Source organism: Staphylococcus simiae, from assembly GCF_002902085.1.
Lineage (GTDB): Bacteria > Bacillota > Bacilli > Staphylococcales > Staphylococcaceae > Staphylococcus > Staphylococcus simiae.
In genome coordinates this window covers 1-13,832 of record NZ_PPQR01000014.1, presented here as the reverse complement: position 1 = coordinate 13,832, position 13,832 = coordinate 1, and the positions used below count along the sequence as shown (strand labels likewise).

Sequence of the window (13,832 nt, the reverse complement as noted above, 5' to 3'; positions counted from 1 at the left end):
ATCAAATTATCGTATCAACATACTCCTATTACTTTATGTTCATTATTATGATGATTTTAAGCATTCTTATTGAAAAATGTATTCGCTTTCTTGATAATTGAGTCAAAGCCCATCAATAAACTATCTTTCAATACATAACAGGAGTGACTTATTTTATGACTCATATAACTGAAAAAGAATTGAAGAAAAAGTATCTCGATTTATTATCTCAACGTTTTGACTCTCCAGAAAAGTTAGCCACTGAAATTATTAATCTAGAATCTATACTAGAATTACCTAAAGGTACAGAACACTTTGTCAGCGATTTACATGGTGAATATGAATCATTCCAACATGTCTTACGTAATGGTTCTGGTAATGTCCGTGCTAAAATTGAAGACATTTTCAAAGATAAGCTAACTCCAAAAGAATTAAACGATTTAACAGCTCTAGTTTATTATCCTGAAGATAAATTAAAGTTAGTTAAAAGTGACTTTCAAACTGCCGGTCATCTTAATGTTTGGTATATCACAACTATCGAACATCTTATTGAATTGATTACATACTGTTCTTCCAAATATACGCGCTCAAAACTACGTCGTGCGTTACCAAAACAATTTGTTTACCTGATTGAAGAACTTCTTTATAAAAACAACGAATTTCACAATAAAAAGTCTTACTATGAAACATTAGTTAATCAGGTGATTGAATTAAAACAAGCTGATGATCTAATTATTGGTTTGGCGTATACCATTCAACGCTTAGTCGTGGATCATCTACATGTTGTTGGGGATATATACGATCGTGGTCCCGAACCTGACAAAATTATGGATACGTTGATTGATTATCATTCTTTAGATATTCAATGGGGCAATCATGATGTGCTATGGATTGGTGCTTACGCTGGCTCAAAAGTATGTTTAGCTAATCTACTACGTATATGTGCACGCTATGACAATTTAGATATTATCGAAGATGCTTATGGTATTAACTTACGACCATTATTAACACTAGCTGAAAAATACTACGACAGTGATAATCCTGCTTTCAAACCGAAAAAACGTCCAGATAAACACGAACGTCTAACACAACGTGAAGAAAGTCAAATCACTAAAATACATCAGGCTATTGCGATGATTCAATTTAAATTAGAAATGCCGATTATTAAACGTCGTCCTACATTTGAAATGGACGAACGTCTCGTATTAGAAAAAGTAAATTATGATACTAATGAAATTACAATATATGGCCATACGTATCCATTAAAAGATACATGTTTTCAAACGGTGGATCCTAATGATCCTGCTAAACTACTACCAGAAGAAGAGGAAGTCGTCAATAAACTTTTATTATCATTCCAACAATCTGAAAAATTACGTCGCCATATGTCATTTTTAATGCGTAAAGGGACACTCTACCTTCCTTATAATGGTAATTTATTAATTCATGGTTGTATTCCTGTAGATGATAACGGCGAAATGGAATCTTTTGACATTGATGGACAATCATACAGTGGTCGTGAATTAATTGATGTGTTTGAATATCATGTTAGAAAATCTTTTGATCACAAAGAAGAAAGTGATGATTTATCAACAGATTTAGTGTGGTATTTATGGACTGGGAAATATTCATCACTATTTGGCAAACGTGCGATGACCACATTCGAACGTTACTTTATCGAAGACAAAACGTCTCATAAAGAAGAGAAAAATCCATACTATCATTTGCGAGAAGATGTCACTATGATTCGTAAAATGTTGAGTGACTTTGGTTTAAACCCAGATGAAGGTCGCATTATTAACGGCCATACACCAGTTAAAGAGATTAATGGCGAAGATCCTATTAAAGCTGATGGCAAAATGTTAGTGATTGATGGTGGCTTCTCAAAAGCGTATCAATCAACGACAGGGATTGCTGGTTATACTTTATTATATAATTCATTTGGTATGCAGCTGGTAGCTCATCAAGAATTCAATGCCAAAGAAAAAATATTAGCTGATGGCATTGATGAATTATCAATCAAACGTGTCGTCGACAAAGAATTACAACGTAAAAAAATTAGAGATACCAACAAAGGAAAAGAACTACAAGATCAAATCAATATTTTAAAAATATTAATGCATGACCGCTACTTAGATTAGTGTTTAGGGAGTGGGATAGAAATAATTGTTTCATAACAAATTATTTCGTAATCTCACCCCGGCAAGACTGACTAGGTTTGTAAAACGTTGATTTATCAGCATTTTACAAACCAGACAGTTACTGCCAAATGCTTGAATTTAAGTGTGAAATGTTTTTGTCTCAGTCTCTATGCAGTTGTATGCCAGTAACAACTGTATCTTCCTATTTTAATAGTTAGAAGCTCTTATGCAGTTGGCACTCTGTGACAACTGTATTCTTTTTATCTTAGACGCTCTACTGCTATTACTACTTCTTACAGTAATTATATTCCTTTATCTACACGCTTGATTACCAATATATTTACATACTTATTCCCTACAAAATGCCAAAACTTTATTTTTTCTATTTTTTGCTTTACAATGTGTTGTTGAGTTTTTATATTATTTTATATTTTTATTTACTGAAGGGTTATGTATATCATGAGTTCTATTAAGGAGACAATTATTATTGCTTTTGCATTTGTAGGTGTCGTCGTAGGTGCTGGTTTTGCTACTGGACAAGAGATTTTCCAATTCTTCACTAGCCATGGTTCATACAGTATCATCGGTATTATCGTTACTGGTATCATCGTTACTTTGGGTGGCATTATTGTCATGCAAACAGGCTATCAACTGCACTCTACCAATCATACAAATTCTATTCATTATTTTTTACATCCATTCATCGCTAAATTATTTGATATTATTTTAACGGTATTTCTACTATCATTAGCCATTATTATGACAGCTGGTGGTGCTGCAACGATACATCAAAGTTTCAATTTACCTTATTGGCTTAGTTCGCTCATCATTGTCGTTAGTATAGCTGCTACTCTATTTTTAAAATTTGATCGTTTAATAGCCGTACTTGGCGGTGTCACACCGTTTTTAGTAGCAATTGTCACAATTATAGCTATCTATTACTTCACTAATGGCTCAATGGATATTCAGTCTGCTAACCAATATGCATCAGAACATCAATCTGCAATCTTTCACTGGTGGTTTGATGCTATCAATTATGCTAGTTTACAAATCGCTGCTGCCTTTAGTTTCCTTTCAGTCATGGGTGGAAGAATTAAAAATCGTCAATCTGCTTTTTATGGTGGTTTACTAGGTGGATTATTAATCACTTTTCTACTATTAATGATTAATTTAGGATTACTGACGCAATTTAACCAAATTAAGCATATACCTTTACCATCTTTATTATTAGCTAATCATATTTCACCATCAATTGGCTTAATTATGTCAGTCATCATGATACTCGTTATCTATAATACTGTAGTAGGGTTAATGTATGCTTTTGCTTCGCGCTTTAGTCGTCCATTTTCAACACGTTATTTTATGTTGATTATTGCAATGGCCGTATTAACTTATATTTGTACTTTTATAGGCTTTATTTCTTTAATTGGTAAATTATTCCCATTAATGGGTATCTTTGGATTTATTTTACTCATCCCAATTTTTTATAAAGGGATTATGAATCACCTTTCCAAGTCAAAAAAAGCTGATCGTCCGTCTGACAAAAGACGTTAACGACCAGCTTTTTTCTTATTAATTGTCTAATACTTGTTGCCCTGCTATTAAACCTTGTTGTGTAATTTCATGGCTATTGACCCATACTTCAGTCACGTTAGCACCTCGTGATTGAAATAAATCAATCACATGTTGACTACCTTCAAGTGTAACCATTGGATCATTTTCACCCATTGATAGCAATACCGACACATCACTCATATCTTTATTGTCAGCAACATCTAACGGATATAATGGTGCATATAATAATGCCTTTTTAAAGGGTGCATCTTGGCGCAACATTAAATTAATAGCAATGTTAGAACCATTTGAGAATCCAACTAGTACAACCTTTTCAAGATCAAAACCATACGTCTCAGCCGCTTCTTTAATAAAATTCAGCAACTCTTGTCCTCGGTATTCAAGATCCTCTAAATCATAAATACCATCACCTAATCTCTTAAAATATCGATTCATGCCATTTTCAGAAATTTGTCCTCGAATACCTAACAAATTGTAATCAGGATTCAGCGCCTCACCTAAAGGTAATAAATCATGTTCATCGCCACCCGTACCATGTAATAAAATTAACGTCGGTGCATCATGTTTACCCTGTTTAAATATATGTTTCATATTATGACCCTCCTATCTTTCTAGTCATTGCTCATACTTAATCATGTTGTCTTGTTGTATCAAATGCTCTAATTTCTGATTCAATATAATCTCTTTTACTTTCTAAAAATGGTGGTAATGATAAACTTTCGCCTAATGTTTCATAAGGTTCATCGCCCATAAATCCAGGACCATCAGTTGATACTTCTATTAAAATATGACCTACACGTGCATATAATGCTTCAAAGAAGAAACGATCTACTAGGCCAGAATTAGATAAGCCAATGTCTTCATATTTATCAGCCCATGCTTGAATAGCATCATGATCACTTACTCTAAATGATACGTGATGAACTTCACCATAACCTTGTCGTGCTACAGGGCCTTCAGTATCTTTTCTTAATATGACTTGTCCACCATTACCACCTTCTCCAACTTCCAGTAATGCAACATCTTCTTCACTCACAATAGTAGTCATACCATAAACAGTTTCTAAAATATTTTTAAAGTCTTCGAAGTAGCTTACTGTAATTTCGATAGGACCTAAACCATAAATAGCTTTATCTTGTGGTACTGGACCATTTTTCCAAGGAATACCAGGTGCTACACCTTTATTATTTTCATCTGAAATAAGTTGATACACTTGTCCATCAGATTCCTCAAACGGTAATACTTTTTTACCAAATAATTCTTGAATACCATCATGTTTCACACCATAATCATTAAAACGTTGTTCATAATATGCTAATGCTGCATCATTAGGCACACGGAATGATGGTCTAGAAATTGAGTTTGTACCTGAATGACCTTGTGGAATATCAGGGAAATCGAAGAATGTCATATCTGTACCAGCAGAACCAACATCATCTGCAAAGAAAGTATGATACGTATAAATATCATCTTGATTTACTGTTTTTTTAACTAATCTCATACCTAATACATCTGTAAAAAATTTATAGTTACGTTCAGCATCATCTGTAATAGCAGTAACGTGGTGAATTCCTAATAATTGAGTATTGTTTGTCATAATAAATGCCTTCTCTCTTTTGTAATTTATTTCTAATTCGAGATAATTCTCACTAATTTTTTAGTGCACGATTTACACGTTGGTAGATTGTGCACTTAATTTCTTAAAAGCTTGTTGTAAAATCATTAATTCGTCGTCTGTTAATACTTCAAATGCTTCAGTTAACGTTGCAGCGTGTTGTGGAAAAATAGTAGCCATTTGCTGTTGTCCATAGTCAGTCAAACAAGCCATATAAACCCTTTTATCTGTAGTATCTTTCTGACGCGTGAGCCATCCTTTATTTTCAAGTTGTGCCACAACATACGAAATACTACTGCTTGCGATTAATACTCGATCTCGAATACGTTGAATAGGTTGCGGTCCTTTATTATAGAGTAATTCTAGCACTGCAAACTCAGTAATATTCAAACCATATCGCTTAGCATCTTCTTTAGTGATTTGTTCAAGCTTATCTAATGCTCTATTCATACCTACAAAGGTGTTAAGCGATTGCTTCGTTCGCTCCATTACACCACCGCCTTCCTCATTTATTTCGATTTCGAGATAAATTATATACCTAGTATTTTATATTGTCAACACCCTAGCTTAATATGTGCTTCAAGCCTACCATATCCAGCTTTGCGCTAAAAATAAATAAAAACAGAGGCATCAGATACCTCTGTTTAATGTCATTTATTCTGTGCTAGTTCAGTATGCAATTTAATCATTCAATGCTTTTTGTAGTGAACGAATATTTTTCTTCATTAATGATTGATATGTGATATCTTGATTTTGTTCTTCTTTAGTTAAGGTTGCCATATTATGGAAACTTAAAGGTTCTGTATCCGTCTCTTTCTTTATAACATCAGTAACCTTCGATGAAATATTCTGCTCATATAACACATATGGCATTTTAGCATCTTTAATATCATGGACGATGCTCAATACTTTCTTCTGACTAGGTTCTTCATCATTCATGCCGTTAACACCTTCTTGTTCAAAGTTGTAACGTTTAGCTAGATATCCAAGAGAGTCATGAGAGATGATTACTTTATGACGTTTTGCATGTTTAGTTGCTTTTACTAATTGTTCGTTAATATTCTTTAAGTCTTTATCAACTTTTTTATAATTATCTTCATAATATGAACGATGCTTAGGATCCTGTTCTATTAATTTATTTTTAATTTCTTTAGCAAAGGTGCGGTCTACTACTGGGTCTAGCCAAATATGAGGATCATACTCTGAATGTTCATCTTCATCAGCTTTTAATAATTGAGAAGATTTCAATGACTCAGCTAAAGGCAATTTCATCTCTTTATTATTAATTGATTTAGCAATTTTACCAGCTACTGGATCCATTGTGTTACTAGAATATATAAACAAATCTCCTTTAGCAATTTGTAACATATCTTTTTGCGTTGGCTCATAAGAATGAATGTCTGCACCCGCAGGATATATAGATTTTACTTCAGTATATTTACCACCAATTTGAGACGTAATACTTTGAAATGCAAACGTAGTAGTAAAGATTTTCATTTTATTTTTTTCACTAATATTATCTTTGTTATGTTCGTTATTATTACCACAAGCAACTATACTGATCGACATCATCAATAGTGCTACAATGAATACTATTTTTTTCAATTGGGGATCCTCCAAAGCGTAATTATTCCGTATTCAACTATATGTTAATTGACTTTAAAATGCAATATAAATAATTTGAATCGTCATATTTACACAACATTGATTTAAAGTATTTTTAACATCATTAAAGACATACTGGTTTGGTTCATAAAAACAAGGGAATACATATAATATATAAGGAGTTGATACAATTATGAGTATTGAAATTAAACAAGGTCATAATAAATTTTACGTTGGTGACAATGAAGACCAACCGCAAGCAGAAATCACATTTAAGTATGTAGATAATAATGAAATTGATATTAATCATACTGGTGTATCAGATGAATTAGGTGGCCAAGGTGTAGGTACGAAGTTAGTTAAAGCTGTAGTACAACATGCACGTGACAATAATCTTAAAATTATTGCAACTTGCCCATTTGCTAAAAATGTTCTAGAAAAAGATGATACTTTCCAAGATGTTTATTTAGGATAAGATGTATTTACCGAAGTATCAGGGATAAACAACATTTATATTTAATGTAGTGTAATTGGTAGCAACCAACTATCTAGAATGATAAATCAGCGTTTTATCATTCTAGATAGTTATGTATGGGTGGAACTAAGAAATAAATTTGTAAAAATTTATTTCTGTTCCACTCTTTTTTATTTTTGACTATACTTTTGTATTTTAAAGTAGTATACTTTTTATATTAAGTAATAAAAATATACTGAAAAGAAATTGAGGCGACTTATGATGGCTTTTCACGATATAACAGCAACACAAGTAACAAATATTAATTTAAATGTTAAAGACTTAAATATGATGACAGAATATTATACAACTATTTTAGGCTTTTCAATAAAAGAACAAGATGACAATAAAGTCATATTGGCTGTTGGCACTGGTGGTCACACACTCACTTTGCAATTATTAGTAGACGGACGTGAGCCTTCTCCTCGCGAAGCCGGCCTCTTCCATATCGCATATTTACTACCAACCACTGAAGATTTAGCTAACTTTTTATATTTTGTAGCTCAAAAAGGTATGGGAATGGGTGCTGGTGATCATCTTGTTAGCGAAGCTTTATATTTTAATGATCCAGAAGGTAACGGGATTGAAGTTTATCATGATAGACCTGCTAATGAATGGCAATGGGAAGATGGTAAAGTTAAAATGGATACGTTAGAAGTTGATGGTGAGGCACTGATTCAACATCGTACATTAGAAGGTTGGCAAGGTATGCCAGACGGCGCTATGATTGGTCATTTACATCTTAAAACACATGATTTAGATGATGCCCGTCATACTTACATTGATCAATTAGGATTAGAACATATTTCCGTGTTACCACGTGCGTTATTTATGTCTACAAATCATTATCATCACCATATGGCTGCTAATATGTGGCAATCTAATCAAAAGCGTATAGATAATCATTCAAGTTATGGTTTAACTCATATTGATATTTATAAACCTAATGTTGATACTTATCATTTTAATGCACCTGAAGGTTTTAATATTACGGTTCATTCAAATACAGATCTAGTTCCAATTAAATAATAGTAACAAGGCCACCATGCATTACTCATGATGTTGCGTATGCACAGTGGCCATTTTTTCATTATTATGTTATTCAATCCACTCAATAACGTCTTCTTGTGCTTGACGTGTTTTTTCTTTAGGTGGATCATCTTGTCTATAACCAAATGCTGCCATAACAGAAAGGCCAAATTGTTCTGTATCTACTATACCTTTCTTAGCTAGTATGTCAGTCACTTTATCCAAATCAAATCCTTCCATTGGACATGAATCGATACCTAATAACGCCGCTGTTGTCATCATATTTCCTAAAGCAATATACGTCTGTTTACTTGCCCAATCGTATAATGTACGTTCGTTATCATTAATATGAAAACCTGTTTGGAAATCATCATATTTTTGTTCCACAGCTGGAATGGTCGATGCTTCATATTGTTTAATATCTTTAATCATATGTTGTACATGTTTAGATTTAGAAGTAACATTTTTACGTGCTAAAATTAACACAAAATGACTCGCTGTCGCCAATTGTTTAGCTGCTCCCCAACTATACTCTTTTAACTCATCTCGTAACGCTTGATCTTGAATAACTAAAAACTTCCATGGCTCTAAACCCAGTGAGCTTGGCGATAATCTTGCCGCTTCTAAAATAGTATCGAAATCTTCTGTAGCTATTTTTTTATTTGAATCAAATTGTTTTGTTGCATGTCTAAAATTAAATGCATCAATAATGGTTTGATTAATATTATTCATTGAACATACCCTCCAACATGTCATTTATATTCAAATTATAAGTTAGAACTTACAAAGTCTAAAGTAATAGGTTTTAAGTTTAGGTATGTACATTAAGTCACCACTCCACTACTTTTCTATGTCATTTTAAATTTTATACAATAAAAACAATTATTTTAAATGTGAGGGGTTTTTTATTATTGTGGTTTTAGAAAAGCATTGATAGCTAGTAAGACGTCATTTTTCAAGCTGTCTTGTAACTCGTCTCTATAACTATACTCGCGTGCATTTAGGTCTAATGCACGTATTTGTACGGTATCAATCACACCTGTAATTAATCGGTTTTTAGATTTAACTTCTATATCGGTTGGAAATTTCGGTTCCCGACTTGTGATTGGCAATATCCACACAAAATTTGTGCCTTTAATTGTCATATCGTTATTGACGACTAAACATGGTCGTATCTTTTGCTTTTCGCGACCTTTTGTTGGGTCTAGGTCGATGTATAAAATGTCGAATTGCTTAACACTCATATTTCTCTACCGACACTTTCGCCAAAATCAATTTCAGATTCGGTATACTTACCACCATTTTTAAAGAAATTGGTAATTTTATCTTCAATTGTTTCTTCTTTCTTCTTGATGAATATACCATCATTCATCTGTTGTACTTCAACTTTATCTCCTATTTCAAAATGAGTTAGTTGGAGTGTTTGTTTGCTTAAACTAATCGCTTTACTATTGCCTGATTTAAAGACACGTTCATTTGTTTTATTTACATCATTTAGTGTTTCAACCATTTGTATCATCTCCTATCTTCTCCTATTATACTTTTTGTACTTACCAGTGTAAATACATTATATATAAGGCTCTAATCATTTGTTTAACACGTTAATAACTACATATTGCACATGATCTGATTATAAATAATTATATGATTCGATAACGCAATATGATTAAAAATGTAACAAGCACAAAGAATTGGAAAGGAAGTGGGTCCATCAGTAGTCTTAGAATTGGTAGAATCATTAAAGGATATGTATTCAATCAAAATGATACTTGAGGTTTTAAACATACACAAATAGACACATTACAAATGAAAAATGAATTAAAATAAACTCTATTGCTGAAAAAATCATTCATTTATGTCAAAACAATAACTATACCTATGGTTATCGTAACGTTACAGCGTTAATTAATCATTTATCATCTACGCTTATTAAGCATAAAAGCGTTCAGGAAATTATATAGGAGAACAATGAAGTCAATAGCTTTAACAACATTGTAATCTATATTATGAAAAAATAAATACATTATAATAAATTGAGACTTCAACACAAACTAAACTACTTTTTTCCTATAGATTTTAGAAAATTAGTAGCTTAGAATATAGTATTTTTTATTAATTTCTCAATTTAATGATTTATTTTAATTGTGATTATTTTCACAAGTAGCTTTTTATGTTACAGTATAGATATAAAGCAGTTTAAATTTTCTAATAAAAAGGGGTTTTTAATAATGACAAGAATTATGTTCTTTGGTACACGCGATTATGAGAAAGATATGGCACTTAATTGGGCTAAAAAACACAATATCGACGTAACTACTTCTACAGAACTTTTATCTAGTGATACGGTTGACCAACTTAAAGATTACGACGGTGTAACTACAATGCAATTTGGTAAACTTGAAGAAGATGTTTATCCTAAATTAGAAGAATATGGCATTAAACAAATTGCACAACGTACTGCTGGATTCGATATGTATGACTTAGATCTTGCCAAAAAACACGATATTATTATTTCAAATATTCCAAGTTATTCACCAGAAACAATTGCTGAATACTCTGTATCTATTGCTTTACAATTAGTACGTAAATTCCCACAAATTGAGCGTCGTGTACAACAAAATAACTTTACTTGGGAAGCTGACATTATGTCTAAACCTGTTAAAAATATGACAGTTGCTATCATTGGTACTGGTCGTATCGGTGCTGCTACTGCTAAGATTTATGCTGGTTTTGGCGCTACAATTACCGCTTATGATGCTTATCCTAATAAAGATTTAGACTTTTTAACTTATAAAGACAGCGTTGAAGAAGCAATTAAAGACGCTGATATCATTTCATTACACGTTCCAGCTAATAAAGATAGCCATCATTTATTTGATAAAGCTATGTTTGACAAAGTGAAACCAGGTGCTATCTTAATCAATGCAGCTCGTGGTGCTGTTATTAATACACCAGATTTAATTGACGCAGTAAATAATGGTACATTAGCAGGCGCAGCTATTGATACTTATGAAAATGAAGCACCATACTTCACACATGATTGGACTCAAAAAGAAATTGATGATCCAACATTAGTAGAATTAATTGAAAACGATAAAATTTTAGTCACACCACATATCGCTTTCTTCTCAGATGAAGCTGTCCAAAACTTAGTTGAAGGTGGTTTAAACGCAGCATTATCAGTCATTGAAACTGGTACTTGTGATAGTCGTCTAAACTAACGCTTATCAATATAGGCACTTTAACACATTAGACTGATATTTTTACTTATATTCAATCAGTACAAGAAATAGCTAACCTAAATATATGACAAGCCACCCAAGTTAATCTGGGTGGCTCGTTTTTTATATTCTATTACATAACGATCAAAGAGATTGATACAGTAACTTTTCTAATTAATTATTATCAGCATTAGTGCTTAATGGAACTATTGAGCTATAACTTCTAATAATTTATGGTAAATAGCTAGATAATTATCATCTTGAAAATAATGAAAAGTAAACCATTCGTTACCACACATGATATTTAAGGACGTTTGAAATATACCTTTTTTAAGCTTTACTTTAGTAATATGATCTAATGGAAATATTTGGTCTAACGTATCGTCCTTTGCGAATGTTTGTTGTTTAAATATGAGTTCCTTTGGCTCTAATTTAAGTACGCCAGGATGACTCACTCTTCTAAAGACAAAGGTTTTTATACTGCATGCCGTTTCCATCAGCTAACTCCCCTTTTACTCATCCATTTTGTTATTAAGTAGTTGTGATTTAATGATCTTACCATTATTATCTTTTTTGACTATATTATTACCTTCAGTTGTATATGTACCCACAATTTCAGCATTTTTATTGCGATAATGCACATACCATTTACCATCTTTACTAATTCTAACATTATCTACTAAATATTTATCTCTATCTATGGGTTGACCATCTAAGTCTTGGATCATTTGATACACTTGCGTTCTATAATGCGCCATTGTTGCTGGGTTTTCTTTGTCTTCTATCTCTTTTCTTTTGTTATCATCTTTGATTGGATTATTATTAGTAAGTTCAATTTCTTTAGCTAATTCTGGTAAAGAGCTATAATTTTTATTCTTTTCATATACTTCTTTTAAGTTATAAGTTTTACTGTGATTTTGCAGTGACTTGTAATCGAAATTCCCTTGAGTTCCCGCTATAAATATTTTATCGTTACTAATTCCGATATAAGCTTGAAACTCGCCTTTCGCTGGATATACAGTATAAAAGTCCATGCCTTGTGGCCCACCAGTTACCTTATCGTCTTTCACTACATATAATGTGTCTAGTTGTCGTGGTTCAGTTTTGCCACCTAACTTACGTTTATAAATACCTGTTAATGCTTCATCCTTAGTAAACGTATATTCCCCTTGAACATCTGCAAAAAATGCCAGTGCTAATTTAGTCTTAGTTGGCAATTGTGCTACGTCATCTTGCGAAGCTTGTTGTTTATCTTTATCGTTTGTTTGTTGCTTGTCTTGACTCGTCTTTTGTTGTTTAGTTGTTTGATGTGCTACTTTGTCCTGCTTATGTTCTTGTTGTGCAGCACCTTCTTTATCATTACAAGCAGTCAACGATAATACCATTCCTACTGACGTTAATAGCATGATAGCTTTATTAAGTTTTTCCATAATTACAACCCTTCCTTTCATAGTTTAATAGGCTATTAATTAGAGAATTTAATTACTTTAATGGGAGTGGGACAGAAATAATTGTTTCAAAACAAATCATTTCTTAGTCCCCCCTGCAAGACTGACTAGGTTTTTTAAATGTTAATAAATCAAAATTTTAAAAATCAGATAGTCACTGCCAAATTCTTGAATTTAAATGGGAATTAATGTACTTCAATGTTAAATGACAAATTACACCTTTTCAATCGATAATTTTAAATATTCACATAATTTTAACTATGACATTTTGGTTCTCTCCCAAATTGGACTAATACATAATTATTTTTTAAGCCTCGCTATGCCCAACCTGCATTGCTTGAAAAAACTGGATAACCAGTTTTTCTGTGTTGGGTCCCTTCCGAGGGTGCTGTCTCAGCCTACCCCAACTGGCACGGTTTGTAGAAACTGATTCATCAGTTTCTTTGTGTTGGGGCCCCGGTCTTCGACTAGCACTGCTTCCCCAACTTGCACGTTACAGTAAAAATTCTATAAATAGAATTTTTCTATGTTGGGGCCCGGTCCCTCAGGAGTCTCGGCTTTAAAATAATTTGTGTTTTTAATTATTCTTTTTTTTATTTATCAGTCCTAAAAAACATACTAAGATTAGCTGTGAGGAAATCTATGACGATAGATTTTTTCACAGCTATTTTTTATAGTTGTAGAGAGAAGTAGACTGTGCAGGCT

The 13,832-nt window shown here is 32.5% G+C and carries 14 protein-coding genes; 5 read left to right on the top strand and 9 right to left on the bottom strand.

What is annotated here, in order from left to right; all coding sequences use genetic code 11:
* Positions 1–155 precede the first annotated feature (155 nt).
* On the top strand, positions 156–2,120 hold the full coding sequence (locus CD113_RS02160) for a fructose-bisphosphatase class III (protein ID WP_002463349.1): 1,965 nt from the start codon (positions 156–158) through the stop codon (positions 2,118–2,120).
* 459 nt (positions 2,121–2,579) lie between these two features.
* Entirely contained in the window at positions 2,580–3,674 is a 1,095-nt protein-coding gene (locus tag CD113_RS02155) for a YkvI family membrane protein (RefSeq protein WP_002463351.1), read from the top strand.
* An 18-nt stretch (positions 3,675–3,692) separates the two neighbouring features.
* On the opposite strand, the gene mhqD is transcribed toward CD113_RS02155, so the two are convergent.
* The 4 genes from mhqD to CD113_RS02135 form a co-directional block, all read right to left on the bottom strand.
* Positions 3,693–4,286: a methylhydroquinone degradation carboxylesterase MhqD gene (gene mhqD, locus CD113_RS02150; protein WP_002463353.1), complete on the bottom strand. Its 594-nt coding sequence runs from the start codon at positions 4,284–4,286 to the stop codon at positions 3,693–3,695.
* Positions 4,287–4,323: 37 nt separating this feature from the next.
* A complete protein-coding gene (gene mhqE, locus CD113_RS02145) occupies positions 4,324–5,292 on the bottom strand; it encodes a ring-cleaving dioxygenase MhqE (RefSeq protein ID WP_002463355.1) in 969 nt (322 codons plus the stop codon).
* A 72-nt stretch (positions 5,293–5,364) separates the two neighbouring features.
* Entirely contained in the window at positions 5,365–5,799 is a 435-nt protein-coding gene (gene mhqR / locus CD113_RS02140; protein WP_002463357.1) for a MarR family transcriptional regulator MhqR, read from the bottom strand.
* Positions 5,800–5,991: 192 nt separating this feature from the next.
* On the bottom strand, positions 5,992–6,915 hold the full coding sequence (locus CD113_RS02135) for a metal ABC transporter solute-binding protein, Zn/Mn family (protein ID WP_002463358.1): 924 nt from the start codon (positions 6,913–6,915) through the stop codon (positions 5,992–5,994).
* Positions 6,916–7,108: 193 nt separating this feature from the next.
* Here CD113_RS02135 and CD113_RS02130 point away from each other — a divergent pair, with 193 nt between their 5' ends.
* Positions 7,109–7,390, top strand: coding sequence for a GNAT family N-acetyltransferase (locus CD113_RS02130; protein WP_002463360.1), 282 nt, complete (start codon positions 7,109–7,111; stop codon positions 7,388–7,390).
* Positions 7,391–7,651: 261 nt separating this feature from the next.
* Positions 7,652–8,458 carry a VOC family protein gene (locus CD113_RS02125; protein ID WP_002463362.1) on the top strand — a complete coding sequence of 269 codons (807 nt, stop codon included), beginning with the start codon at positions 7,652–7,654 and terminating at the stop codon, positions 8,456–8,458.
* Positions 8,459–8,527: 69 nt separating this feature from the next.
* On the opposite strand, the gene CD113_RS02120 is transcribed toward CD113_RS02125, so the two are convergent.
* The 3 genes from CD113_RS02120 to CD113_RS02110 all read right to left on the bottom strand — a co-directional run bounded on the left by CD113_RS02120 (position 8,528) and on the right by CD113_RS02110 (position 9,968).
* Positions 8,528–9,190, bottom strand: a complete 663-nt coding sequence (locus CD113_RS02120; protein WP_002463364.1) for an NAD(P)H-dependent oxidoreductase — start codon at positions 9,188–9,190, stop codon at positions 8,528–8,530.
* 176 nt (positions 9,191–9,366) lie between these two features.
* A complete protein-coding gene (locus CD113_RS02115; RefSeq protein WP_002463367.1) occupies positions 9,367–9,702 on the bottom strand; it encodes a type II toxin-antitoxin system PemK/MazF family toxin in 336 nt (111 codons plus the stop codon).
* A complete protein-coding gene (locus CD113_RS02110; RefSeq protein ID WP_002463369.1) occupies positions 9,699–9,968 on the bottom strand; it encodes an AbrB/MazE/SpoVT family DNA-binding domain-containing protein in 270 nt (89 codons plus the stop codon). Before CD113_RS02110 ends, CD113_RS02115 begins: the two co-directional genes overlap by 4 nt.
* A 718-nt stretch (positions 9,969–10,686) precedes the next feature.
* Between CD113_RS02110 and CD113_RS02105 the strand changes: the two genes are divergently transcribed.
* Positions 10,687–11,679 (top strand): D-lactate dehydrogenase, encoded by a 993-nt coding sequence (locus tag CD113_RS02105; RefSeq protein ID WP_002463371.1) that lies wholly within the window; start codon positions 10,687–10,689, stop codon positions 11,677–11,679.
* 206 nt (positions 11,680–11,885) lie between these two features.
* Here CD113_RS02105 and CD113_RS02100 read toward each other — a convergent pair whose 3' ends face one another.
* The gene (locus CD113_RS02100; RefSeq protein WP_002463373.1) at positions 11,886–12,176 is read right to left on the bottom strand and encodes a PH domain-containing protein; all 291 of its coding nucleotides are present in this window, start codon (positions 12,174–12,176) and stop codon (positions 11,886–11,888) included.
* Positions 12,177–12,191: 15 nt separating this feature from the next.
* Positions 12,192–13,109, bottom strand: coding sequence for a hypothetical protein (locus tag CD113_RS02095; protein ID WP_002463375.1), 918 nt, complete (start codon positions 13,107–13,109; stop codon positions 12,192–12,194).
* Positions 13,110–13,832 lie beyond the last annotated feature (723 nt).

Excerpts from the sequence above, each read along its gene's own strand:
- CD113_RS02120 (WP_002463364.1), bottom strand. The coding sequence starts at position 9,190 with ATGAATAATATTAATCAAACCATTATTGATGCATTTAATTTTAGACAT.
- CD113_RS02110 (WP_002463369.1), bottom strand. The coding sequence starts at position 9,968 with ATGGTTGAAACACTAAATGATGTAAATAAAACAAATGAACGTGTCTTT.
- CD113_RS02155 (WP_002463351.1), top strand. The coding sequence starts at position 2,580 with ATGAGTTCTATTAAGGAGACAATTATTATTGCTTTTGCATTTGTAGGT.
- CD113_RS02100 (WP_002463373.1), bottom strand. The coding sequence starts at position 12,176 with ATGGAAACGGCATGCAGTATAAAAACCTTTGTCTTTAGAAGAGTGAGT.
- mhqE (WP_002463355.1), bottom strand. The coding sequence starts at position 5,292 with ATGACAAACAATACTCAATTATTAGGAATTCACCACGTTACTGCTATT.
- CD113_RS02115 (WP_002463367.1), bottom strand. The coding sequence starts at position 9,702 with ATGAGTGTTAAGCAATTCGACATTTTATACATCGACCTAGACCCAACA.
- CD113_RS02130 (WP_002463360.1), top strand. The coding sequence starts at position 7,109 with ATGAGTATTGAAATTAAACAAGGTCATAATAAATTTTACGTTGGTGAC.
- mhqR (WP_002463357.1), bottom strand. The coding sequence starts at position 5,799 with ATGGAGCGAACGAAGCAATCGCTTAACACCTTTGTAGGTATGAATAGA.
- mhqD (WP_002463353.1), bottom strand. The coding sequence starts at position 4,286 with ATGAAACATATATTTAAACAGGGTAAACATGATGCACCGACGTTAATT.
- CD113_RS02095 (WP_002463375.1), bottom strand. The coding sequence starts at position 13,109 with ATGGAAAAACTTAATAAAGCTATCATGCTATTAACGTCAGTAGGAATG.
- CD113_RS02105 (WP_002463371.1), top strand. The coding sequence starts at position 10,687 with ATGACAAGAATTATGTTCTTTGGTACACGCGATTATGAGAAAGATATG.
- CD113_RS02125 (WP_002463362.1), top strand. The coding sequence starts at position 7,652 with ATGGCTTTTCACGATATAACAGCAACACAAGTAACAAATATTAATTTA.
- CD113_RS02160 (WP_002463349.1), top strand. The coding sequence starts at position 156 with ATGACTCATATAACTGAAAAAGAATTGAAGAAAAAGTATCTCGATTTA.